Below are 1,364 nucleotides of genomic sequence, written 5' to 3' on the forward strand. Positions count from 1 at the left end.
CGGCACTGCTGGCGCTGGTCGAGCCCGATGAGAGAGGCGACCCGATGTCGCCGCTGCGGTGGACTGTGAAATCGACCCGTACGATCGCGGCGGAGCTGGCCCGGGCCGGGCACCGGATCAGCGCCGATACCGTGGGCGACCTGCTGCGGGAGGAAGGCTTCAGCCTGCAGGCCAACGCGAAGACGCTCGAGGGTAACCAGCATCCGGACCGGGACACCCAGTTCCGTTACCTCAACGAGCAAGCCCGCAACCACCGGGACGCCGGCCAGCCGGTCATCAGCGTGGACACCAAGAAGAAAGAACTCGTCGGCGACTTCAAGAACAGCGGCCGCCAGTGGCGTCCCGCCGGCGAGCCCGTCGCGGTCAGCGTCCACGACTTCGCCGACCCGCAGCTGGACAAGGCCGTCCCCTACGGGATCTACGATCTGACCGCGAACACCGGCTGGGTCAACGTCGGCACCGATCACGACACCGCCGCGTTCGCCGTGGAATCGATCCGCCGCTGGTGGCACGGCCAGGGCCGGGCTGCCTACCCGCGAGCGACACGGCTCCTGATCACCGCCGACGCCGGCGGATCCAACGGTTACCGCACCCGGGCATGGAAGCTCGAGTTGGCTCAACTCGCCGCTGAAACCGGGCTGACGATCACCGTGTGCCACCTACCACCGGGCACTTCGAAGTGGAACAAGATCGAGCACCGGCTGTTCTCGCACATCACCATGAACTGGCGCGGCCGCCCGCTGACCAGCCACGAAGTCATCGTGCAGTCGATCGCCGCGACCACCACCCGCACCGGACTGCGCGTGAGGGCCGAACTCGACACCAACACCTACCCGACCGGAGTCCGTATCAAAGACGCGGAGATGGCCGCCCTGCCGCTGACCCGGCACGCGTTCCAGGGCGCCTGGAACTATGCACTGCACCCTCAGCCATCACCTGCAATCCCGGCGGCCCGGGCCCCGCAGACGCCGGATCCGGAGTGGAACCAGGCCTTGCTCTCTGATCCCGCACTGACCGGGATGACCCTCCAGCAACTGAACGACCTCACCGAGACCCTGGCCCCGGACGGGGATATCCGGCGCGGCCGCCCGCCCCGGCTGGCCTTCCCCGACCAGGTCCTGGCCACTGTGCTCCACCTACGGGCCGCCCTGGCCGCGGAACCCCTCGCCGTGCTGTTCGGCACGAGCCGCACCGCGATGCACCGCACCCTCTTGAAGAACCGGCGACTGCTCGAGGCACACGGCATCACCATCCCACCGGCGACAACCCCACCCACGGCCCTCGCCGCCCTTCAGGCCCGGGTCCAGGCACAGACCAGCGAGGACAACAAGATCAAGACGACGTGTTAATGATCTGCAAGCCCT

The 1,364-nt window shown here is 68.1% G+C and carries 1 protein-coding gene; it reads left to right on the forward strand.

All coding sequences use genetic code 11. The features are described 5' to 3' along the window. Positions 1 to 1,349, forward strand: a 1,349-nt coding sequence (locus ACZ6S6_RS37635) for an ISAzo13-like element ISStsp1 family transposase (protein WP_469709527.1), incomplete at its 5' end; no start/stop codon positions are given. Positions 1,350 to 1,364: the final 15 nt, after the last annotated feature.

The organism is Streptomyces sp. NPDC048671 (genome assembly GCF_055587045.1).